Annotated in this window: 16 protein-coding genes; 10 read left to right on the forward strand and 6 right to left on the reverse strand. The window is 72.5% G+C overall.

Annotated elements, in window-relative coordinates; genetic code table 11:
* The first annotated feature begins 14 nt into the window (after positions 1 to 14).
* The 4 genes from cydB (at position 15) to ACF08N_RS12515 (ending at position 7724) form a co-directional block, all read left to right on the forward strand.
* Positions 15 to 1016 carry a cytochrome d ubiquinol oxidase subunit II gene (gene cydB, locus ACF08N_RS12500; RefSeq protein ID WP_392324560.1) on the forward strand — a complete coding sequence of 334 codons (1002 nt, stop codon included), beginning with the start codon at positions 15 to 17 and terminating at the stop codon, positions 1014 to 1016.
* 15 nt (positions 1017 to 1031) lie between these two features.
* A complete protein-coding gene (cydD, locus tag ACF08N_RS12505) occupies positions 1032 to 4586 on the forward strand; it encodes a thiol reductant ABC exporter subunit CydD (RefSeq protein WP_392324561.1) in 3555 nt (1184 codons plus the stop codon).
* 10 nt (positions 4587 to 4596) lie between these two features.
* A complete protein-coding gene (locus ACF08N_RS12510) occupies positions 4597 to 6198 on the forward strand; it encodes a GAF domain-containing protein (RefSeq protein WP_392324562.1) in 1602 nt (533 codons plus the stop codon).
* Between the two features lie 146 nt (positions 6199 to 6344).
* Complete coding sequence (locus tag ACF08N_RS12515) at positions 6345 to 7724, forward strand: peptidoglycan DD-metalloendopeptidase family protein (RefSeq protein ID WP_392324563.1); 1380 nt, start codon at positions 6345 to 6347, stop codon at positions 7722 to 7724.
* Between the two features lie 36 nt (positions 7725 to 7760).
* On the opposite strand, the gene ACF08N_RS12520 is transcribed toward ACF08N_RS12515, so the two are convergent.
* A complete protein-coding gene (locus tag ACF08N_RS12520) occupies positions 7761 to 8624 on the reverse strand; it encodes an HAD hydrolase family protein (protein WP_392324564.1) in 864 nt (287 codons plus the stop codon).
* Positions 8625 to 8739: 115 nt separating this feature from the next.
* Here ACF08N_RS12520 and ACF08N_RS12525 point away from each other — a divergent pair, with 115 nt between their 5' ends.
* Positions 8740 to 9639, forward strand: coding sequence for an LLM class flavin-dependent oxidoreductase (locus ACF08N_RS12525; protein WP_392324565.1), 900 nt, complete (start codon positions 8740 to 8742; stop codon positions 9637 to 9639).
* Between the two features lie 112 nt (positions 9640 to 9751).
* On the opposite strand, the gene ACF08N_RS12530 is transcribed toward ACF08N_RS12525, so the two are convergent.
* The 3 genes from ACF08N_RS12530 to ACF08N_RS12540 all read right to left on the reverse strand — a co-directional run bounded on the left by ACF08N_RS12530 (position 9752) and on the right by ACF08N_RS12540 (position 13265).
* On the reverse strand, positions 9752 to 10324 hold the full coding sequence (locus tag ACF08N_RS12530; RefSeq protein WP_392324566.1) for an RNA 2'-phosphotransferase: 573 nt from the start codon (positions 10322 to 10324) through the stop codon (positions 9752 to 9754).
* Between the two features lie 128 nt (positions 10325 to 10452).
* Positions 10453 to 11430, reverse strand: a complete 978-nt coding sequence (locus ACF08N_RS12535; protein WP_392324567.1) for a MerR family transcriptional regulator — start codon at positions 11428 to 11430, stop codon at positions 10453 to 10455.
* On the reverse strand, positions 11427 to 13265 hold the full coding sequence (locus tag ACF08N_RS12540; protein WP_392324568.1) for an SDR family oxidoreductase: 1839 nt from the start codon (positions 13263 to 13265) through the stop codon (positions 11427 to 11429). Before ACF08N_RS12540 ends, ACF08N_RS12535 begins: the two co-directional genes overlap by 4 nt.
* Before the next feature lie 269 nt (positions 13266 to 13534).
* On the opposite strand from ACF08N_RS12540, the gene ACF08N_RS12545 reads away from it, so the two are divergent.
* From ACF08N_RS12545 to ACF08N_RS12565, 5 genes are all read left to right on the forward strand, one after another.
* Positions 13535 to 14500 (forward strand): ABC transporter ATP-binding protein, encoded by a 966-nt coding sequence (locus tag ACF08N_RS12545; RefSeq protein ID WP_392324687.1) that lies wholly within the window; start codon positions 13535 to 13537, stop codon positions 14498 to 14500.
* On the forward strand, positions 14497 to 15399 hold the full coding sequence (locus ACF08N_RS12550) for an ABC transporter permease (protein ID WP_392324569.1): 903 nt from the start codon (positions 14497 to 14499) through the stop codon (positions 15397 to 15399). Before ACF08N_RS12545 ends, ACF08N_RS12550 begins: the two co-directional genes overlap by 4 nt.
* Positions 15400 to 15475: 76 nt before the next feature.
* Entirely contained in the window at positions 15476 to 16387 is a 912-nt protein-coding gene (locus ACF08N_RS12555; RefSeq protein ID WP_392324570.1) for an ABC transporter ATP-binding protein, read from the forward strand.
* Between the two features lie 17 nt (positions 16388 to 16404).
* Positions 16405 to 17124: an ABC transporter permease subunit gene (locus tag ACF08N_RS12560; protein ID WP_392324571.1), complete on the forward strand. Its 720-nt coding sequence runs from the start codon at positions 16405 to 16407 to the stop codon at positions 17122 to 17124.
* A 182-nt stretch (positions 17125 to 17306) separates the two neighbouring features.
* Positions 17307 to 17927: an NADPH-dependent F420 reductase gene (locus ACF08N_RS12565; RefSeq protein WP_392324572.1), complete on the forward strand. Its 621-nt coding sequence runs from the start codon at positions 17307 to 17309 to the stop codon at positions 17925 to 17927.
* Positions 17928 to 18294: 367 nt separating this feature from the next.
* On the opposite strand, the gene ACF08N_RS12570 is transcribed toward ACF08N_RS12565, so the two are convergent.
* Together ACF08N_RS12570 and serS are read right to left on the reverse strand one after the other, a co-directional pair.
* Positions 18295 to 19101 carry an HAD family hydrolase gene (locus ACF08N_RS12570; RefSeq protein WP_392324573.1) on the reverse strand — a complete coding sequence of 269 codons (807 nt, stop codon included), beginning with the start codon at positions 19099 to 19101 and terminating at the stop codon, positions 18295 to 18297.
* Positions 19098 to 20375, reverse strand: coding sequence for a serine--tRNA ligase (gene serS, locus ACF08N_RS12575; RefSeq protein WP_392324574.1), 1278 nt, complete (start codon positions 20373 to 20375; stop codon positions 19098 to 19100). The genes ACF08N_RS12570 and serS overlap by 4 nt, the downstream gene beginning before the upstream one ends.
* Positions 20376 to 20827: the final 452 nt, after the last annotated feature.

Genomic DNA, 20827 nt, shown 5'->3' on the forward strand with positions numbered 1-20827 from the left:
GAGGAGCTTGAGGCATGGAACTCCACAACGTCTGGTTCGTACTCATCGCCGTTCTGTGGATCGGCTACTTCTTCCTGGAGGGCTTCGACTTCGGCGTCGGTGTCCTGACCAAGCTGCTCGCCCGCGACCGGGCCGAGCGGCGGGTACTGATCAACACCATCGGGCCCGTCTGGGACGGCAACGAGGTGTGGCTGCTGACCGCGGCCGGCGCGACCTTCGCGGCCTTCCCCGACTGGTACGCCACGCTCTTCTCCGGCTTCTACCTGCCGTTGCTGCTGATCCTGGTCTGCCTGATCGTGCGCGGTGTCGCCTTCGAGTACCGGCACAAGCGGGACGAGGAGCGCTGGCAGACCAACTGGGAGCACGCGATCTTCTGGACGTCGCTGCTGCCCGCGGTGCTGTGGGGCGTGGCGTTCGGCAACATCGTGCGCGGCGTGAAGATCGACGAGAACAAGGAGTACGTGGGCGGGCTCGTCGACCTGCTCAACCCGTACGCGCTCCTGGGAGGACTCGTCACGCTCGCCCTGTTCACCTTCCACGGCACGGTCTTCGCCGCGCTGAAGACGGTGGGGGACATCCGGGTGCGGGCGAGGGCGCTGGCGCTCAAGCTGGGGCTGGTCACGGCCGCGGTGGCGCTGGTCTTCCTGGCCTGGACGCAGGCTTCCCGCGGTGACGGCGCCAGCCTGGTCGCCATGGTGGTCGCCGTGGCCGCACTGGTCGGCGCGGTCGGGGCCGTCAAGGCCGGGCGCGAGGGCTGGTCGTTCGCGCTGTCGGGAGTGACCATCGCGGCGGCGGTGGCGATGCTGTTCCTGACGCTGTTCCCGAACGTCATGCCCTCCACGCTCGACGACGCCTGGAGCCTCACGGTCACCAACGCCTCGTCGAGCCCGTACACCCTGAAGATCATGACGTGGCTGGCGGCGGTGGCCACACCGCTGGTGCTGCTCTACCAGGGCTGGACGTACTGGGTGTTCCGCAAGCGGATCGGCACCCAGCACCTCGCCGACGCGCACTAGCGAGGGATGTTTCACGTGAAACCGATCGACCCCCGTCTCCTGCGGTACGCCCGTGCCACCCGCCTCTTCCTCGGCGCCGTGGTGGGTCTCGGCCTCGTCGGCGCGGCGCTCGTCATCGCGCAGGCGATGCTCATCGCCGAGGTCGTGGTCGGTGCCTTCCAGCGGGGGCTGACCGTGTCGGGGCTGGTGGTACCGCTGGTGCTGCTGGCGGCCGTCGCGGCCGGCCGTGCCCTTGTCTCCTGGCTGACCAAGCTGGCGGCCCACCGGGCGAGTGCGGCGGTCAAGTCGGAGCTGCGCGGCCGGCTGCTGGCGAGAGCGGCGGAGTCGGGCCCGGGCCGGGTGGCCGGTGCCGGCCCGGCCGGGGGGGACACCGGGGCTCTGGTGGCACTCGCGACGCGCGGCATCGACGCCCTGGACGACTACTTCTCGCGTTACCTTCCGCAGCTGGGACTGGCGGTCGTGGTCCCGGTGGCCGTGCTGGCCCGGATCGTCACCGAGGACTGGGTCTCCGCCGCGATCATCGTGGTGACGCTGCCCCTGATCCCGCTGTTCATGGTGCTCATCGGCTGGGCCACCCAGGCTCGGATGGACCGTCAGTGGCGGTTGCTGTCACGGCTGTCCGGGCACTTCCTGGACGTCGTGGCGGGGTTGCCGACGCTCAAGGTGTTCGGGCGGGCGAAGGCCCAGGCGGAGTCGATCCGCTCGATCACCACGCAGTACCGGCAGGCGACGGTCCGCACGCTGCGGATCGCGTTCCTGTCGTCGTTCGCGCTGGAGCTGCTGTCCACCCTGTCGGTGGCACTGGTGGCCGTCAGCATCGGCATGCGGCTCGTCCACGGCGAACTCGACCTGTACACGGGCCTGATGATCCTGATCCTCGCTCCGGAGGCGTATCTGCCGCTGCGTCAGGTCGGGGCGCAGTACCACGCGGCGGCCGAGGGCCTCGCGGCCGCCGAGGAGATCTTCGAGGTGCTCGACACCGCGCCGCGGCGCACCGGCGGCGGCCCCGTCCCGGACGAACTCCGGCTGGAGTTCGCGTCGGTGACCGTACGCCGCCCCGGACGCGACGAGGCCGCGCCCTGTGCGGCCACCCTGGTGGTGGAACCCGGGGAGACGGTGGCCCTCGTCGGGGAGAGCGGCGTCGGCAAGTCGACGCTGCTGGATGTGCTGATGGGGTTCGTGGCACCCGCCGAGGGGCGGGTGCTGATCGGCGGCACCGACCTCGCCGCCGTCGACCCGGAGCTCTGGCGGCAGCAGATCGCCTGGGTGCCCCAGCGCCCCTACCTCTTCGCCGGCACGATCGCGGAGAACGTGCGGCTGGCCCGCCCGGACGCGGACGACGAGGCGGTGCGCGCCGCCCTGCGGGAGGCGGGGGCGGACGACTTCGTCGCCGCGCTCGCCCAGGGCGCGGACACGCTGCTCGGCGAGGACGGAGCGGGGCTGTCCGCCGGACAGCGCCAACGGCTCGCACTCGCCCGGGCGTTCCTGGCCGACCGGCCGCTGCTGCTGCTCGACGAGCCGACCGCCGCGCTCGACGGCGCGACGGAGGCGGGCATCGTCGAGGCCGTGGGCCGGCTGGCGCAGGGACGCACGGTCCTGCTCGTCGTCCACCGCCCCGCCCTGCTGGCCGTGGCGGACCGGGTGGTCACGCTCACCCGCGCCGGCTCGGGGTCCGCCACGGCGCATGCCTCCACGGTCCCGGCGCGGGCGGCCGCGTCGGTCCCGACGGAGGAGGGAACCGGCCCGGAGCCGTCCGGCGACCCGGCGCCCGCCCCCGGCGGCACGCGGTCCCCGCTGCTGCGGGTCCGCGCGGCGGCGGACGGTCTGCGCGGCCGCCTCGCCCTGGCCCTGCTGCTGGGCAGCTTCGCCCTCGGATCGGCCGTCGGGCTGATGGCCGTCTCCGGATGGCTCATCTCGCGGGCGTCCGAACAACCGCCGGTGCTCTACCTGATGATGGCCGTCACGGCGACCCGTGCCTTCGGCATCGGACGGGCCGTCTTCCGGTACGCGGAGCGGCTCGTCTCCCACGACGCGGTGCTGCGCATGCTCGCCGAGACACGGGTCGCCGTGTACCGGAGGCTGGAGCGCATCGCGCCGGCGGGGCTGCGCCGGACCCGGCGCGGCGACCTCCTCTCGCGGCTGGTCGCCGATGTGGACGCCCTCCAGGACTACTGGCTGCGCTGGATGCTCCCCGCGGGCGCGGCCGTCGTCGTCGGCGCGGCCTCCGTCGGGTTCACCGCCTGGCTGCTGCCCGAAGCGGGAGCCGTCCTCGCCGTCGGCCTGCTGGCCGCGGGCGTCGGCGTGCCGCTGCTCAGCGGATCCGTCGCACGGCGGGCCGAACGGCAGCTCGCGCCGGCGCGCGGTGTGCTCGCGACCACCGTGGCCGACCTGCTGCGCGGAACGGCCGAACTGGCCGTCGCCGGGGCGCTGCCGCGGCGTCTGGCGGCGGCGCGTGACGCGGACCGCAAGCTGACCCGTATCGCCGCGCGCGGAGCGGCCGCCACGGCTCTCGGCGGTGGGCTCTCGTCGCTGATCTGCGGCCTGACCGTGGTGGGGGCCGCGTTCGCCGGCATCCAGGCGGTGTACGACGGCCGGCTCACCGGCGTCTGCCTGGCGGTCGTCGTCCTCACCCCCCTCGCCGCCTTCGAGACGGTCGCCGGACTGCCGCTGGCCGTGCAGTTCCGCCGCCGGGTCGAGCGCAGCGCCGAGCGGGTGCACGAGGTGCTGGACGCGCCCGTAGCCGTGCACGAGCCGCGGCACCCGGCCGCACCGCCGGCCACCCCCTTCCCGCTGGAGCTGCGCGGGGTCGGTGCCCGGCACGCCGGACAGGAGACGGACGCGCTGAGGGGCCTCGACCTGACGCTCACGGCCGGCAGGAGGGTGGCCGTCGTCGGCACGTCCGGGTCCGGCAAGACCACACTCGCCCAGGTACTGCTCCGCTTCCTCGACACCGGCTCCGGGACGTACACCCTCGGCGGGGTGCCGGCCCAGGCGCTGGAGGGCGACGCGGTGCGGCGTTTCGTGGGCCTGTGCGCCCAGGACGCGCACATCTTCGACAGCACTCTGCGGGAGAACCTGCGCCTCGCCCGGCCGGACGCCACGGAGGACGACCTGAGGCGGGCGCTGGCCGAGGCCCGCCTGCTGGACTGGGCCGACGCGCTGCCCGACGGCCTCGACACGCTCGTCGGCGAGCACGGGGCCCGGCTCTCCGGCGGCCAGCGGCAGCGGCTCGCCCTGGCCAGGGCGCTGCTCGCGGACTTTCCGGTGCTCGTCCTGGACGAGCCGGCCGAGCACCTCGACCTGGCGACCGCCGACGCCCTCACGTCCGACCTGCTGGCAGCGGCGGAGAAGCGGAGCGGCGCCGGTCCGGCGACCGTGCTGATCACCCACCGTCTGCGCGGTCTGGAGGCCGTCGACGAGGTCGTGGTGCTGGAGGCGGGACGCGTCGTGCAGCGCGGTCCGTACGACGCGCTCGCCCTGGTGGAGGGGCCGCTGCGGTCGATGCTGGAGCGCGAGAGGGCCGGCGACGCCCACGGCTCCCGACTTTCTGGTGCCGCGTTGCCTCATTAGCCTCGAAGCCATGGCCATGTCCTCGCCGCAGGAGCCGCCCGACGCCGCGGCTCGGGCGACCCGAAGCCTCCAGGGCCCGTCGGGCGAGCTCACCGCCCGGCTGCCGCAACTCCTGGAGGCCATGCGCTCGATCGGTACCGGACTGGAACTGCACTCGACCCTCGAACGGATCTGCCGCACCGCCGCCGAACTGGCCGGTGCCCGTCACGCGGCCATCGCCTTCGCCGAGGGCGAGGGCGGCGGCGAGAGCCAGGGTGTCGGGCCGCCGGACCGCGGTGCGCGTGGGGCGGGCGACGAGGCCGAGAAGCCGGTCGGGCGGTCCTTCGTCAGCGTCCCGATCCGGGTGCAGGGAGAGATCTTCGGCCACCTCTACCTCACCGAGAAGACGGACGGGACCTTCTTCGGCGACGACGACGTCGACATGCTCCGGGTGCTCGCGGCCGAGGCGGGGATCGCCATCGGCAACGCCCGGCTGTACGAGGCGGCCCGACAGCGCGAACGCTGGATCGACGGGTCGGTGGCGGTCACCAACGCCCTGCTGTCCGGCGGCGACGCGGACGACGCCCTCTCCGTCGTCGTGGAACAGGCCCGCCGTCTGGCCGACGCGGCCGCCGGGATCGTCCTGCTGCCCGCCGAGGAGGGTGGACTGGAGGTCGTGGCGGTCTCCTCCGACACCCCGTCCACCTCGCTCGGTGTGGTGATTCCCCCTCAGAGCCCGGTGGCGGCCCGGCTGCTGGCGGGCGAGGCGGTGTTCGTGACCGACGCGGCAGGTGAACCGCGCATGGTCACCAGGCTGGCCGGACAGTACGGCCCCGGCATGCTGCTGCCGCTGAAGAGCGGCGGCCGGGTGCTCGGCGCCCTCGCCATCCCGCGCCTGCCCGGCGCACCGCAGTTCACCGAGGAGGAACGGACCCTGGCGAAGCGGTTCGCCTCCCAGGCGGCCCTGGCCCTGAGGATGGCCGAGGCGCAGCGCGACCGGGAACGCCTCGCGGTCTACGAGGACCGTGACCGGATCGCCCGCGACCTGCACGACCTCGTCATCCAGAGGCTGTTCGCCACCGGGATGATGCTGGAGAGCGGCCGGCGCCGGTCGGCAGTCCCTGCCGTGCGGGAGGGCGTGGGCAGGGCCGTCGACGAACTGGACGTGACCATCCAGGAGATCCGCACCGCCGTCTTCGCGTTGCAGCAGGGCCCCACGGAGGCGCCGTCCGGGCTGCGCGCCCGCGTGCTGCGCGAGATCGCCATGGCGGCGGTTCCGCTCGGCTTTACGCCCGGGCACCGTTTCGTAGGGCCCGTCGACACGGCGGTCGGCGAACCGACGGGCAAGAACCTGATCGCGGCCCTGCGCGAGGCCCTGTCGAACGCGTTCCGGCACGCCCGGGCGTCCCGGATCGAGGTCGTCGTCGACGCCACCGTGAAACTGGCCGACGGGACGGACGGCGTGCGGATGACCGTGGCCGACGACGGCGTGGGCATCCCGCACGGGGGCCGGCGCAGCGGACTGCGCAATCTGGCACGGCGGGCCGAGTCGTTGGGCGGATCGAGCGGCAGCGGGCCGGGGATCGGGGACGGCGGCGCGGGCACGACGGTCTTCTGGGAGGCACCGCTGTAGGTCCGGGGGCCCGTTCGGCGGGCGGCCGTCGCCCGGGCTGCGGTGCCCGCTGGGCCAGGTGGCCGTACGCCACCGCACCATTGCATGCGCCGACGGCGGAGCCGGGTGACGATCGCGACATGTGGTTGAGACACCGTCACAGGCTGTTGATCGCACCAGTGGTGCTGTGCATCCTCCTTGGTGCGCCGGCATCCGCCGCGGCGTCCGCGGAGCGGAGGCCGTCGGCGGTCGCCTCCGAGGAGCCGGAGCCGCCGGCCGACGCGTTCGAGCTCCCCGCGCCCGTGCCCGACCGGCCCCTGTTCCCCCTGCCCGTGCCCGACCAGCTCGCGCCGCTTGCGCCTGTGCCCGACCAGCTCGCGCCGCTTGCGCCTGTGCCCGACCAACTCGCGCCCCTCGCGCCCGTGCCCGACGCCGAGCTGCCCGCACCCGTCCCGGACGCCGAACTCCCCGCGCCCGTGCCCGACGAGCCCGCGCCTCCGGCGTCCGGGCCGGACCAACCAGGGCCCCCCGTCCCCGACCAGCCCGCGCCGCCCCACCCCGACGAGCCCGCGCCTCCCGCGCCCGGGGCGGACCAGCCCGCGGCTCCCACCGCCGTCGAGGTGGCACGGCTGTACGCGGATGCGGCCAAGGCCACCGAGCAGTACGAGCGGAGCAGGCGCGCGGCGGACGCGCAGCGCGTCACGGCCGAGCGGTTCGAGTCCCGGCTTGCGCAGCAGAGGATCCGGCTCGGTGCGATCCACGACTCCATCGGCTCGGTCGCGCGCGAGCAGTACCGCGGCGGCGGCTCGCTCGTCCACACGGCCCGGCTGCTGCTCGCCGACAGCCCCGACACGCTGCTGCGCGGCTACCGCATCGCGGCGCAGGCGGAGCGGGCGGTGAATCGTCTGCTGGAGCGGGCGCGGAAGGCCGAGCGGCAGCTCGCACGGGCCGAGGAGAAGGCACGGGGCGCCTGGGAGGACCTCGCGGCGCGCAACGAACGGCTCGCGGCGGTCAAACAGGGCATCGAGACGAAGCTGGAGACCGCCCAGTGGAAGCTGCAGAGCGAGGCGGACCGCAGCGTGGCGGCGGGCGCCTGCGCGGGCGCCGTACGCCTGGAGCAGCCCGCGCTGCCCGAGGCGGGGCCGGAGTGGGTGACCCCCGTCGAGCGCTACAGCCTGTCCGCCGGGTTCAACAGCGCCGGTGAGCGCTGGGCACGGCGGCACACCGGCCAGGACTTCGCCGTGGACATCGGTGCGCCGGTGCGGGCGATCGGGGCGGGCCGGGTGGTCTCGGTGTCCTGCGGCGGCGGCTTCGGCATCGAGATCGTCGTCGAGCACCCCGGCGGCTACTACTCGCAGTACGCGCATCTGGCCGGGGTGACCGTGGACCAGGGCGAGCAGGTGCGCACCGGGCAGTGGATCGGCCAGGCCGGCACGACGGGCAACTCGACGGGGCCGCACCTGCACTTCGAGGTGCGGCTCACGCCCTATCTGGGGTCGGGGGTCGACCCGGCGGCCTGGCTGCGGGATCACGGGGTCCCGCTGTAGCGGAGCCGTCGGCCCCGCCGAACCGGCGGCCCCCGCTCAGCCCCGCGCCCGAGCGTGCCGGATGAGGATCTGCTCGATGATCACGGCGACGCCGTCCTCGTTGTTGGCGACGGTCCGTCCCGAGGCGGCGGCGACGACGTCCGGATGGGCGTTGCCCATCGCGTACGAGGTGCCGGCCCAGGTCAGCATCTCCACGTCGTTGGGCATGTCCCCGAAGGCCACGACCTCGTCGGCCGAGATGCCGCGCTCCGCGCAGCACAGGGCGAGCGTGCTGGCCTTGCTCACGCCGAGGCCGCTGATCTCCAGCAGCGCGGTCGGGCTGGAACGGGTGACGGAGGCGAGCTCCCCGGTGGTGGACCGGGCCAGCATCAGAAAGCCGTCGGGGGACAGCTCGGGGTGGTGGGCCAGCAGCTTGAGCACGGGGGCGCCCTCGCCGGGCCGGGGCTCGTGGAGCAGCTTCTCCGCCGCGGCGACCGTTGCGCCCGGGTCGAGGTGGAAGGGCGGGTAGCCCGGCTCGTAGTGGATGCCGGTGGCCAGTTCGACGGCGAACGAGGTGCCGGGGGCCGCGGCCCTGAGGGTCGTCACGACGTCGAGGGCGTTCGCCCGCGGCAGGTCACGGACCTTGAGCAGCCGTCCGCCGGCGTGCAGATCCACCACGGCAGCGCCGTTCGCGCAGATCGCCAGGCCATGGCCGTGGACGTGGTCGCTCACGACGTCCATCCAGCGGGCCGGGCGGCCGGTGACGAAGAAGACCTCGATCCCGGCCTCCTCCGCGGCGGCCAGCGCGGCGATTGTCCGCTCGGAAACGGACTTGTCGTCCCGCAGCAGCGTGCCGTCAAGGTCGGTGGCGATCAGCCGGGGAACGGCGGGCAGGTGGCGGGGATCGGTAGCTGAGGTCACCGGGACATTCTCCCGTACCGGGTGCACGGGCGTGCGGGAGGGCGCACATCTGAGGGGGTGCGGGGGCTACGGCAGGGCGGCGGCTCCCGGTCCGGCGCCGCGTACGCTCGACGGCATGCGTCTGAGTACCGTCATCCTTCCCGTCCGGCCCTGGCACGACGGCGGCCGCGACCAGTGGCTGCGCGCCGAGCAGCTCGGCTTCCACGCCGCGTACACGTACGACCACCTGTCGTGGCGGACCTTCCGGGACGGGCCCTGGTACGGCGCCGTGCCGACGCTGACCGCCGCTGCCGCAGCGACCGAGCGGCTGCGGCTGGGGACGCTCGTGACGTCCCCCAACTTCCGGCACCCGGTGACCCTCGCCAAGGAACTCATCTCCCTGGACGACATCTCCGGCGGGCGGATCACGCTCGGCATCGGCGCGGGAGGTGTCGGCTTCGACGCCACGGCGCTCGGGCAGGAGGCGTGGACGCCGCGGGAGCGGGCCGACCGGTTCGCCGAGTTCGTGCCGCTGCTCGACCGGCTGCTGACCGAGGGGGCCGTCACCCACGAGGGGACCTTCTACTCGGCGGTCGAGGCACGCAACATCCCCGGGTGCGTCCAGCGCCCGCGGCTGCCGTTCGCCGTCGCAGCCACCGGACCGCGCGGACTGAGACTGGCGGCCGCGCACGGGCAGGCATGGGTGACGACCGGGGACCCGAAGCTGTTCGAGACGGGGACGCCCGAGCAGTCCCGCGAGGCCATCCGCGCCCAGACGGAGAAGCTGTCCAAGGCATGCGCCGACATCGGCCGGGACGAAGGGCAGCTGGAGAAGATCCTGCTGACCGGGTTCACCCCCGACCGGGGCCGCCCGCTGGAATCGCTCGACGCCTTCGTCGACTTCGCGGGCAGGCACTTCGCGCTCGGCTTCGACGAGCTCGTGATCCACGCGCCCGTCCCCGACTCGGTCTTCGCCGCCGACCAGGACGTCTTCGAGCGGATCGCGACCGAGGCCCTGGCGCAGCTGGGCCGCTGACCGGCTGCCGCGTCAACCCGCCGCGTCGCGCTGTGCCGCCGTACAGGGGGGAGCGCCGGGCGGGCCCCGGCGGCTCCGGGCCGGGCTTCCTGGGAGACCCGGGCGCGGGGCGCTACGCGCCCGGGAAGCGGATGAACTCCGGGGGCACCGAGTCCGTCAGCCATACGCCGTTGGCGCTGACCCGGAAGGCGTGGCCCGCACGGTGCAGCGCGCCGGCGTGCACGGCGAGCACCACGGGCCGGCCCCGGCGGGCGCCGACGAGGGTGGCGGTCTCCCGGTCGGGCGACAGGTGCACGTCGTGGCGGTTCATCGGCCGCAGTCCCTCGGCGCGGATCGCGCCCAGGCTGCGGTCGACGGTGCCGTGGTACAGGTACTCGGGCGGTTCGGACGGCGGGAGCCCGAGATCGACCTCCACCGTGTGGCCCTGGTTGGCGCGGATACGGGCTCCGTCGATGGTGAAGCGCTTCTTGTCGTTGACGGCCACGACGTGGTCGAGCTCGGCGCGGGTGAAGCGGAAGCCGTGCTCCGCCGCCGCGCGGATCAGCTCGTCGATCGGCACCCAGCCGTTCGCGTCGAGGGTGAGACCGATCCGCTCGGGCTGGTGCCGCAGGTGCTTGGAGAGGTACTTCGACACCTTGACTGTGCGCCGGTCCTCCGGGGAGGCGCCGGCTGGGCTTGCTTTCATTCCTTCAGCGTGCCCCCAGGATGTCGCTCACGCCACTGAGAAAATTCTCTGTCCCGGATGTTTGATCCACAACTAACTCCGCTTATCCACAGGCCAGTTGGCGTTTCTGTGGACAAAGCCTGTCGTGTTTACCCCATTTGATCAAATGGTCTTCCTTGGCTGTGTGTTGCCGCGAGCGAATCCAGCGTCCTTGCCTGCACCTCACGTTCAGCGGCAGCGGCGACGAAGGCCGCGGCCTGCTCCTCGCCAACCAGCTTCCGTACGGCGTCCATTGTCCGTGCGGGCAGCAGCACCGGACGCGGTTCCTGCCCGTCGGACGGGCCGTCCGGGGACAGACGCCGCTGGAGGTGGCGTGTGGCGAACGCCCGCATCGCACGGGCCAGTTCGGCGTCCACCGTCTGCTGTGCCAGCGGACGCAGCCGGCGGACCAGCGCGGCCGCCTCAGCCGCTTCGGCGTCCGTCGGCGGCGTGTGCCCCAGGCAGCGGGCGAAGACATGCTCGGCCGTGAACTCCAGGAAGCGCGCGGCGATGTGCTCCACCTGGCCGCGAAGCTCCCTGAGGTGACCGGACATCGCGGACAACGGGACACCGGCGGCATGCAACTCGGCGGCCACCGCCAGTTCTTGCGGACTCGGTACCAGGAACTCGTCCTCGCTCCCGGGGATCCGCTCCAGCACACCGAGCTCCACGGCATCGGCGAACGACTTCTCGTCCGCCGTCCCCCCGAACCTCTCGGCCAGTTCGGCCCGCGTGATGCGCGCCGCCTTCTCGTCGGTCCAGGGCCCCTGCACCTCGGCGACGAGTCCGAGCACGCCGCCCAGACCGCGTCCCGCGTCCCACGCCTCCAGCAACTCCTTGATCGATGCCAGGGTGTAGCCGCGGTCGAGGAGGTCCCCGATCCGGCGCAGCCTGGTCAGGTGCGCCGCGCCGTACACATTGGACCGGCCGCGCCGCTCGGGCCGGGGCAGCAGCCCGCGGTCCTGATAGGCGCGGATGGTGCGCACGGTGGCACCGCTGTGATGCGCCAGGTCCTCGATCCGGTACTCGGCGACCGGCGGTGCGGGCCCGCTCGTCGGCCGGTCGTGCGCCGGCTGCCGCCCGGTCACAGCGGCGGCTCCATCCGGGCGAGCGCGCGCAGCGCCCTCGGGGCGAACCGCGCCATGACCCGGGCGCCGCGTGCCTCCGGCGTCACGGGCACCACCGCCTGGTTCCTCACGACGGCCCGCAGGACGGCCTCGGCCACCTTCTCCGGCGGATAGTTGCGCAGCCCGTAGAGCCGGGCCGCCTTCTTCTGCTTCCGCTTCTGCTCCGCCTCGTCCACCCCGGCGAAGCGAGCCGTGGCCGTGATGCTGGTGTTCACGATGCCGGGGCAGATCACGGAGACGCCGATGTCCCGGCCGGCGAGCTCGGCACGCAGGCACTCGCTGAGCATCAGCACGGCCGCTTTGGACGTGCTGTACGCGGGCAGCGCCCTGGACGGCAGATAGGCCGCGGCGGAGGCGATGTTGACGATGTGGCCGCCCTGACCGCGCTCGGCCATCAGGCCCCCGAAGAGCCGGCAGCCGTGGATGACGCCCCACAGGTTGACGTCGAGGACCTTCCTCCAGTCGTCGGTGCTCGTGTCGAGGAACGGACCCGACAGGCCGATCCCGGCGTTGTTGACGAGGACGTCCACCACTCCGTACTCCGTGGTGACCTTCTCGGCCAGCTTCTCCATCGCCTGCTCGTCGCCGACGTCGACGGTCTCCGCCCACGCCCCGGCCGCGCCCGTCAGCCGCGCCAGCTCCGCGGTCCGGGCGGCGCCCTCCGCGTCCCGGTCCACCGCCACGACGCGTGCGCCGGCCTCGGCGAAGGCGAACGCGGTGGCCCGCCCTATGCCGCTCGCCGCACCCGTCACCAGCACCAGCTGCCCGCCGAACCGCTGCCCGTACGGTCCCCGGGCCGCGGCGGTCACGGGCCCGGGCGGTGCCTGCCCGGACTCCTGGGCCGTGACGAACTCGCTGATCCAGCCCGCCAGTTGGTCCGGCCGCGTGCGCGGCACCCAGTGCTTGGCGGCCAGGGTGCGGCGGGTGAGCCGCGGCACCCAGGTGCCGAGGTCGTCGTAGAGCCGCTGCGACAGGAAGACGTCACCGGTCGGCGTGATCAGCTGGACCGGCGCGTGCGCGTACGCGTCGGGTCGTGGGCGGCGCAGCCGCGCGCGGACGTTGTCCCGGTAGAGCCAGGCTCCGTGCGCCGCGTCCTGCGGCAGCGAGGCCGTCGGATAGTCCCCGGCGGGCACCCCCTCCACGCGCTCCAGCATCCTGGGCCACCGCCTGCCCAGCGGTCCGCGCCAGGCCAGCTCCGGCAGCACGGGCGTGTGCAGCAGGTACACGTACCAGGACTTGGCGCCCTGACCGAGCAGCTGGCCGACGCGACGCGGGGTGGGCCGGCTCATCCGGTGCTTGATCCAGTGCCCGAAGTGGTCCAGGGACGGCCCGGACATCGAGGTGAACGAGGCGATGCGGCCCTCGGTGCGCCGGACGGTGACGAACTCCCAGGACTGCACCGACCCCCAGTCGTGCCCCACGAGATGCACCGGCCGGTCCGGGCTCACCGCGTCCGCGACGGCGAGGAAGTCGTCCGTCAGCTTCTCCAGCGTGAAGCCGCCGCGCAGCGGGACCGGCGTGGTGGAGGCGCCGTGCCCGCGGACGTCGTACAGCACGACGTGGAAGCGGTCGGCCAGCCGGGTCGCGACCTCGGACCAGACCTCCTTGCTGTCGGGATAGCCGTGCACCAGCAGCACGGTCGGCCGCGACGCGTCGCCCAGCTCGGCGACGCACAGCTCGACACCGCCCGTACGGACCCGGCGCTCGCGCGCCCCCTGCAGACCGCTCACCGGATCTCTCCCCTCCGCCCTGGGCCGGCCGTGTGGCGGACCGGCGCCTGCGCGGCGCGAGGCCATGCCACTGTCCGTCCCTCGGGCGGTTACGAGCCGTAACGTGACACCGATGAATGTGACAATGCCCGGCGGCCGCGTCAAGAGGTGCGCGCGGCCTGGGGACAACCCGGCCGGCACCCCCTCGCCGGGGCGCCGTCCGGGCGGCCACCCGGAGCGCAGGTCTTCCTCAGGTCGCATCGCCCCTACGGGTCCGTACCTCTCGAGTCGGATGCACATCGGGCCGCGAGGCTGACGTCGGCTGTGGCGGACGCCACTACCGTCGAAGCGTGACTGTGATCGCGACCGAAAGCCTGAGCAAGCGGTTCCCCCGGGTGACCGCGCTTGACCGGCTCTCGTTGGACATCGGCCCCGGTGTGACCGGCCTGGTGGGCGCCAACGGAGCCGGCAAGTCCACGTTGATCAAGATTCTTCTGGGTCTGTCCCCCGCCACCGAGGGCCGGGCCGCCGTGCTCGGCCTCGACGTGGCCACGAGCGGAGCGCAGATCCGCGAGCGCGTCGGCTACATGCCCGAGCACGACTGCCTGCCGCCCGACGTCTCGGCCACCGAGTTCGTCGTCCACATGGCGCGCATGTCGGGCCTGCCGCCGACGGCCGCCCGCGAGCGCACCGCCGACACCCTGCGCCACGTCGGTCTGTACGAGGAGCGGTACCGCCCCATCGGCGGCTACTCGACCGGTATGAAGCAGCGCGTGAAGCTGGCGCAGGCCCTCGTCCACGATCCGCAGCTCGTCCTCCTCGACGAGCCGACCAACGGACTCGACCCCGTCGGCCGTGACGAGATGCTCGGCCTGATCCGCCGTGTCCACACCGACTTCGGCATCTCGGTCCTGGTCACGTCCCATCTGCTCGGCGAACTGGAGCGCACCTGCGACCACGTCGTCGTCATCGACGGCGGCTCGCTGCTGCGCTCCAGCTCCACCAAGGACTTCACGCAGACCACGGCCACCCTCGCGGTCGAGGTCACCGACTCGGAGGCGCACCCCGACGGCACCGCCGCGCTCCGGGCCGCGCTCGCCGCGGCCGGTGTCGCGCTGCACGAGCGGACGGAGGAGGGCCTGCCCGGAGCCGGTCACATCCTGCTGCTGGAGGCGGCCGGGGAGCAGACGTACGACATCGTCCGGGACACCGTCGCCGACCTCGGCCTCGGTCTGGTCCGGATGGAACAGCGCCGTCACCACATCGCGGAGGTCTTCCGCCCGGAGACGGCCGACCGGCCCATGGAGGTGCAGGCCCGGTGAGCACGCAGACCCCCGGGGCCGCGGAGACCACGCGGATCCACAACATCGGATACCGCAGCTACGACGGCCCCCGCCTCGGCCGCGCCTATGCGCGCCGCTCGCTCTACTCCCAGTCGCTGCGCGGCGCCTACGGCCTCGGCCGCTCGGCCAAGTCCAAGGTGCTGCCGATGATCCTGCTCGGCATCATGTGCCTCGTCGCGGCGATCATGGTGGCGGTCGCGATCTCGGTCCCCACGATGAAGGACCTGCCGGTCGAGTACACCCGCTACGCGATCATCATGCAGGCCCTGATCGCCCTGTTCCTCGCGGCGCAGGCCCCGCAGTCCGTCTCCCGCGACCTGCGCTTCAAATCGGTCCCGCTGTACTTCTCGCGGCCGATCGAGCGCGTAGACTACGTGGTCGCCAAGTTCGCGGCGATGGCCTCGGCACTCTTCGTCCTCACGGGCGCGCCGCTGGTCATCCTGTATCTGGGGGCGCTGCTGGCGAAGTTCGACTTCGCCGACCAGACGAAGGGCTTCGCGCAGGGCATGGTCTCCGTCGCTCTCCTGTCCGTCCTCTTCGGCGGCATCGGCCTGGTGCTCGCGGCCTTCACCCCGCGCCGCGGCTTCGGCGTCGCCGCCGTGATCGCCACGCTCACCATCACGTACGGGGCCGTGTCCACGGTCCAGGCCATCGCCTGGGAGACCGGCTCGGCCGGTGCCGTCCCGTGGCTGGGCCTGTTCTCCCCGGTCACGCTCATCGACGGGGTGCAGACCGCGTTCCTCGGGGCCACCTCCGCCTTCCCGGGCGGCCAGGGCCCGGGGGCCGGTGCCGGCGTCGCCTATCTCCTCGCCGTCCTCGCGCTCGTCGCCGGCTCCTACGCCGTGCTGATGCGCCGCTACCGGAAGGTCGGCCTGTGACCGCCCACCCTCCCCCAGCTACCGCTGGGTGGTACCCCCAGCCCACCACCACCCTTTCAAGGAATGGGCTGCGCCCATGAGCACTCTTCACATCGAGCACGCGTCGCGCTGGTTCGGCAACGTGGTCGCCGTCAACGACGTCACCATGGTGATCGGCCCCGGCGTCACCGGCCTCCTCGGCCCCAACGGCGCCGGGAAGTCGACCCTCATCAACATGATGGGCGGCTTCCTCGCCCCCTCCACCGGCACCGTCACCCTCGACGGCCGCCCGATCTGGCGCAACGAGTCGGTCTACCGGCAGATCGGCATCGTCCCCGAGCGGGAGGCGATGTACGACTTCCTCACCGGCCGCGAGTTCGTCGTCGCCAACGCGGAACTGCACGGTCTCGGCGACCGGGAGGCCGCGCGGGCGCTCGCCACGGTCGAGATGGAGTACGCCCAGGACCGCAAGATCTCGACGTACAGCAAGGGCATGCGCCAGCGCGTGAAGATGGCCTCCGCGCTCGTCCACGAGCCGTCGGTGCTGCTGCTCGACGAGCCGTTCAACGGCATGGACCCGCGCCAGCGCATGCAGCTGATGGACCTGCTGCGGCGCATGGGCGCCGACGGCCGCACCGTGCTGTTCTCCTCGCACATCCTGGAGGAGGTCGAGCAACTGGCCTCCCACATCGAGGTGATCGTCGCCGGACGGCACGCGGCCAGCGGCGACTTCCGCCGGATCCGCCGCCTGATGACGGACCGCCCGCACCGCTACCTCGTCCGCTCCAGCGACGACCGGGCACTCGCCGCCGCCCTGATCGCCGACCCGTCGACGGCCGGCATCGAGGTCGACGTCACCGAGGGGGCGCTGCGCATCCAGGCCGTCGACTTCGGCCGGTTCACCGCGCTGCTGCCGAAGGTCGCCCGGGAGCACGGCATCCGGCTGCTCACGGTCTCGCCGTCCGACGAGTCCCTCGAATCCGTCTTCTCCTACCTCGTAGCGGCCTGAAAGGAGCTGTGACGTCGATGTACGACCCCACAGTCGCCCGGCTCACCTATCGGGCCGTGCTCGGCAGGCGCCGCGCCGCCCTCCTGTTCGTGCTGCCCGCTCTGCTGCTGCTGATCGCCGTCGCCGTACGGGTCCTCAACGGCGCCGACGACCAGGTGGCCGCCGACGTGCTGAGCGGCTTCGGCCTCGCCACGATGGTGCCGCTGATCGGCGTGATCGCGGGCACGGGCGCGATCGGACCCGAGATCGACGACGGTTCGATCGTCTATCTGCTCGCCAAGCCCGTGAAGCGGCCGACGATCATCTTCACCAAACTGATCGTGGCGATCGCCGTGACGATGGCCTTCTCGGCCGTGCCCATGCTGATCGCCGGCTTCATCCTGAACGGCAACGGGCAGCAGATCGCCATCGCCTGCACCGTCGCGGCGCTCGTCGCCTCGATCGCCTACAGCGCCCTGTTCCTGCTGCTCGGCACGGTCAGCCGGCACGCGGTGGTCATCGGGCTCGTCTACGCCCTGGTGTGGGAGACGCTGTTCGGCAGCCTGGTCGCCGGCGCGCGGACGCTCAGCGTCCAGCAGTGGTCGCTCTCGCTCGCCGAGAGGATCGGCGGCGAGGGGCTGCTCGGTTCGGACGTCGGCCTGCCCGCCGCGGTGGCGCTGCTCGCGGGGGTGACCGTGGTGGCGACCTGGTACGCGGGACAGAAGCTGCGCGTCCTGGGGCTCGCCGGCGAGGAGTGACGCGCGGAGCGTGACGCCGGCAGGGGCGGCACGAAGGTGCCGTTCCCCCTGCCGGCGCCCGGAGCGCACGGCCTACGGCCGGTCGGCGGACCCTCGCCCGATGGACCTACGTCGGGAGCCGGTCGGCTTCTGGTTCCCCCGGCCGATACGGGCCGGCAGCCCCTCCGTCTAGCGTCACGCCCATGACCAACATCGCGATCATCGGCACCGGAAACGTCGCACGCACACTCGCCGCCGGGGTGGCCCGTGCCGGGCACGACGTCGTGCTCGGCTCCCGCGACCCGCAGAACAGGAAGGACCTCGACCACCCCGTCGTCACCGTCGCCGAGGCGGCCGCGCACGGGGACATCGTCGTCAACGCCACCCCAGGGAACGCCGAGAGCATCGCCCTCCTGGCCGCCGTACGGCAGCACCTGGCCGGCAAGGTGCTGCTCGACGTCACCGTCGCCCTCACGCCCGCCATGGACCTCGTCCACCACGGCACCAGCGTGGGCGAGCTGCTCCAGCAGGAGCTGCCGGACACCAAGGTGGTCAAGTCCCTGTGCACCATGGACGTCTCGGTCATGGTCCGTCCCGGGCTCCTGACCTCGCCCGGCACGGTGTTCCTCTCCGGGGACGACGCCGGAGCCAAGAAGCGCGTCGGCGAACTGCTGGAGGACTTCGGCTGGCCGGCCGCGTCCCGGCTCGACCTCGGCGGCATCGCCACGGCCCGGGGGCAGGAGCACTTCGCGCTGCTGTTCGTCGGGGTGGCCACCGCGCTCGGTGCGCACGTCTTCAACGTGGAGGTCGTGCGGGCCCGCTGAGGCGAAATCAGGTGGCACGGAACGCCCTTACCGGGCAGAGTGGTTCACGCCGGTACCGCACATCCGTGCGGGGCGCCGGTGCCACCGACCGGGGAGGAGCGCGGCGATAACCGAGAGTTCGAGTCGAAGTCCGTTGTGCTCCCGTCGGGGCGGCACCGGGCAGGCCGCGGAGTAGTCATCACCCTCCGCACGGCCGCCCGGGGCGGCTGCCCAGGGGGCGGCCGCTTCGAGCGCGCATCCGCGCGGGCCGCCCCCTCCCCCGGAGGATCCGCCGACCGGTGAGGCACCGGCGTGCACTGCGTCCCTGCACAGCGGGCGAGGCCGGGGCCCGCGCCCCGCGCGCGTTCGGTCCGCGCATCCTGCGCCGTCAGTCCTGGAGCAGGTGCTCCAGGACCACCGCGATGCCGTCGTTCTCGTTCGACGCCGTGATCTCGTGGGCCACGGCCTTCAGTTCGTCGTGCGCGTTCGCCATCGCCACACCGTGCGCGGCCCAGCCGAACATCGGGATGTCGTTCGGCATGTCGCCGAAGGCGATCGTGTCCGCCGCCCGCAGCCCCAGCCGCCGTGCGGCCAGCGACAGGCCCGTGGCCTTGCTCAGGCCCAGCGGCAGGATCTCCACGACCCCGGCGCCCGCCATCACCACGTCCACGAGGTTGCCGACCATCGCCTTGGCGATGGTGGCGAGCTCGTCGTCGTCCAGGGTCGGGTGCTGGATGTAGACCTTGTTGAGCGGAGCGGCCCACAGGTCGGCCGGCTCCTTCATCGGCACGTACGGCAACGGGCCTTCCAGCACCCGGTACCCCTCGCCGATCAGCACGTCGCCGTCGAGGCCGTCCCGGCTCGCCGCCAGCAGCAGCGGTCCGACCTCCGCCTCGATCTTGGAGAGTGCGAGCCCGGCCAGCTGCCGGTCGAGGGTGACCGACGTCAGCAGCCGGTGCTCGCCCGCGTGGTAGACCTGCGCCCCCTGGCCGCACACGGCCAGGCCGTTGTAGCCGAGGTCGTCCAGGATGTGCCGCGTCCACGGCACCGCGCGCCCGGTGACGACGATGTGCGCGGCGCCCGCCGCGGTGGCCGCGGCGAGCGCGTCGCGGGTGCGCTGCGAGACCGTCTCGTCGGAGCGCAGGAGCGTCCCGTCGAGATCGGTCGCGATCAGCCGGTAGGGGAAGGACGTCACTTGGAGACAGGCTCCAGGACCTCGCGGCCGCCGAGGTAGGGACGGAGCACCTCGGGGACGCGCACCGAGCCGTCGGCCAGCTGGTGGTTCTCCAGGATCGCCACGATGGTGCGCGGAACGGCGCACAGCGTGCCGTTCAGCGTCGCGAGCGGCTGCACCTTCTTGCCGTCGCGCATGCGGACGGACAGGCGGCGCGCCTGGAAGCCGTCGCAGTTCGACGCCGAGGTCAGCTCGCGGTACTTGCCCTGCGTCGGGATCCACGCCTCGCAGTCGTACTTGCGCGAGGCAGAGGCGCCGAGGTCACCGGTGGCGACGTCGATCACCTGGAACGGCAGCTCCAGGCCGGTCAGCCACTGCTTCTCCCACTCCAGCAGCCGCTTGTGCTCGGCCTCGGCGTCCTCCGGGGCGACGTACGAGAACATCTCGACCTTGTCGAACTGGTGGACCCGGAAGATGCCGCGGGTGTCCTTGCCGTACGTGCCGGCCTCGCGGCGGAAGCAGGGCGAGAAGCCCGCGTACCGCAGCGGCAGCTTGTCCCCGTCGATGATCTCGTCCATGTGGTACGCGGCGAGCGGGACCTCGGAGGTGCCGACCAGGTAGTAGTCGTCCTTCTCCAGGTGGTACACGTTCTCCGAGGCCTGGCCGAGGAAGCCGGTGCCCTCCATGGCGCGCGGGCGCACCAGTGCGGGGGTGAGCATCGGGATGAAGCCGGCCTCGGTCGCCTGGGCGATCGCGGCGTTGACCAGGGCGAGCTCCAGGAGGGCGCCGACGCCCGTCAGGTAGTAGAAGCGCGAGCCCGAGACCTTCGCGCCGCGCTCGACGTCGATGGCGCCGAGCGCCTCGCCGAGCTCCAGGTGGTCCTTGGGCTCGAAGCCCTCGGCGGCGAAGTCGCGGATCGTGCCGTGCGTCTCCAGGACGACGAAGTCCTCCTCGCCGCCGACCGGAACGTCCGGGTGGACGATGTTGCCGAGCCCCAGGAGAAGCCGCCTGGTCTCCTCGTCGGCCTCGTTCTGCGCGGCCTCTGCGGCCTTGACGTCGGCCTTGAGCTGCTCGGCCTTCTTCAGCAGCTCGGCGCGCTCCTCGGGAGACGCCTTGGGGATGAGCTTGCCGAGCGACTTCTGCTCGGAGCGCAGTTCGTCGAAGCGGAGGCCCGAGGACCTTCGCCGCTCATCGGCGGAGAGGAGGGCGTCGACGAGCTCGACATCCTCTCCACGGGCGCGCTGGGAGGCGCGAACACGGTCGGGGTCCTCACGGAGCAGGCGAAGGTCAATCACCCCACCAGGCTACCGGTGCCGACTCGGGCCACCCCACCCGATATCGTCTTGCGTGTCACTTTGCCCGAATTGCCGGAATCGATAATGATGCGGGCAATTCCGTGCCGTGCCCACCAATTCCCCCGGGGTCCGGTCCGGATGGTGGACCCCTTGTCCACAGGCGCTGGGGGTCGAAGGTAGTTATCCACAGGCTGTGCGAACGATCTGTGGACTATGGAATTGATCATTCCGAAAGGCGTCGGAGCGTCGAAGGATTCTCTGCTCAAACCACCCCCACACACTCATTCGGGTGGGAATTCCTCGCCCCAAAGAGTTGATCAATGGAATTAGGGTGACAGGCGCCGACCTGCCGCTCTGTGGACGGAAGTGGGTCCATCGGCCGATTTGTCGACGATGCGGCATTGGGTTGTCGACTTGTCCCCAGGTCGAGAAGCGCACCTGTGGATAAGTTC

The sequence above is a fragment of the Streptomyces sp. NPDC015127 genome, assembly GCF_043080095.1.
Taxonomy (GTDB): domain Bacteria; phylum Actinomycetota; class Actinomycetes; order Streptomycetales; family Streptomycetaceae; genus Streptomyces.

Coding starts and splice junctions, on each gene's coding strand:
- ACF08N_RS12525 (WP_392324565.1), top strand. CDS start 8,740: ATGCGTCTGAGTACCGTCATCCTTCCCGTCCGGCCCTGGCACGACGGC.
- ACF08N_RS12530 (WP_392324566.1), bottom strand. CDS start 10,324: ATGAAAGCAAGCCCAGCCGGCGCCTCCCCGGAGGACCGGCGCACAGTC.
- ACF08N_RS12555 (WP_392324570.1), top strand. CDS start 15,476: ATGAGCACTCTTCACATCGAGCACGCGTCGCGCTGGTTCGGCAACGTG.
- ACF08N_RS12540 (WP_392324568.1), bottom strand. CDS start 13,265: ATGGCCTCGCGCCGCGCAGGCGCCGGTCCGCCACACGGCCGGCCCAGG.
- ACF08N_RS12510 (WP_392324562.1), top strand. CDS start 4,597: ATGGCCATGTCCTCGCCGCAGGAGCCGCCCGACGCCGCGGCTCGGGCG.
- ACF08N_RS12565 (WP_392324572.1), top strand. CDS start 17,307: ATGACCAACATCGCGATCATCGGCACCGGAAACGTCGCACGCACACTC.
- ACF08N_RS12560 (WP_392324571.1), top strand. CDS start 16,405: ATGTACGACCCCACAGTCGCCCGGCTCACCTATCGGGCCGTGCTCGGC.
- cydB (WP_392324560.1), top strand. CDS start 15: ATGGAACTCCACAACGTCTGGTTCGTACTCATCGCCGTTCTGTGGATC.